General features: G+C 68.2%; 1 protein-coding gene and 1 pseudogene. Both read left to right on the top strand.

What is annotated here, in order from left to right:
- Positions 1-206, top strand: a pseudogene (locus ACFQ3T_RS36705) (sugar ABC transporter substrate-binding protein); the annotation flags it as partial.
- Between the two features lie 2 nt (positions 207-208).
- A partial coding sequence (locus tag ACFQ3T_RS36700) for an ABC transporter permease (RefSeq protein ID WP_380730788.1) occupies positions 209-1,206 on the top strand: 998 nt, incomplete at its 3' end.

Genomic DNA, 1,206 nt, shown 5'->3' with positions numbered 1-1,206 from the left:
TCGGCGCGACCGCGCAGCAGTACCCGTTGAAGATGGCGCAGATGGGTGTGGAGGCGATCGCGAAGTTCGCCAAGGACGGCACCAAGCCGCTGAACACCGCGGGCAAGGACTTCGTGGACACCGGCGTCAACCTGATCACCGACCAGCCCGTGTTCGGGGTCGAGTCGAAGGACTCCACCTGGGGCCGCGAGAACTGCTGGGGCTGAGCATGACCACGACGCTGTCCAAGAGCCACTCGTCCGGCGGTAACCCGCTGGGCGGGCAGGACACGAAGCGCTCGCCACTGACCCGGCTCCAGCATCTGCTGCACTCGCAGGCGACCATCGGCCCGGCCGTGGTGCTGCTGGTCGCGGTGATCGTGTTCGCGGTGCTGTCGCCCCGGTTCCTCACGCCGGGCAACATCTCGCTGATCCTGCAACAGGTCGCGGTCATCGGCACGCTGGCCGTCGGCCAGACCATCGTGATCCTGACCGCCGGCATCGACCTGTCCTGCGGTGCGATCATGGTGCTGACGTCGATCGTGATGGCGAAGGTGGCCGCGGACACCGGCCTGCCGGGTCTGCCGGCGCTGCTGCTGGGTTTCGTGGTGGGCACGTTGTGCGGGCTGCTCAACGGGCTGCTGGTGACGCGGTTGAAGCTGCCGCCGTTCATCGTCACCCTGGGCACGCTCAACGTGTTCTTCGCGCTCAACCTCTGGTACTCCGAGAGCGCCACCATCCGCGGCACGGACATGCCCTCGCTGCTGCTGTGGACCGGCCAGACGATCAACGTCGGCGGCACCCGCATCACCTACGGCTCGATCATGATGGTCGTGCTGGTCGCGGCGATGGCGTTCGCGCTGAAAAACACCGCGTGGGGACGCCACGTCTACGCCACCGGTGACGACCTGGAAGCCTCCCGGCTGTCCGGTATCCGCACCGCCCGCGTGCTGCTGAGCGTGTACGCCACGGCGGGGGCGGTGTACGCGCTGGCGGCGTGGGTGCTGATCGGCCGCATCGCCTCGGCCAGCCCGCAGGCCGGGCAGCTGGACAACCTCGACTCCATCACGGCCGTGGTCATCGGTGGCACCAGCCTGTTCGGTGGTCGTGGGGCGATTGTCGGGTCGCTGCTGGGTGCACTGATCGTCGGGGTGTTCCGCAACGGCCTCGCGCTGGCCGGGGTGGACGTGCTGTGGCAGACGATGGCCGTGGGCGTGCTGATCATCGT

The sequence above is a fragment of the Saccharothrix hoggarensis genome (assembly GCF_042678885.1).
GTDB classification, from domain to species: Bacteria; Actinomycetota; Actinomycetes; order Mycobacteriales; family Pseudonocardiaceae; genus Actinosynnema; species Actinosynnema hoggarensis.
The sequence above is the reverse complement of the archived record's forward strand: the minus strand, read 5'-3'. Positions and strand labels throughout refer to the sequence as shown.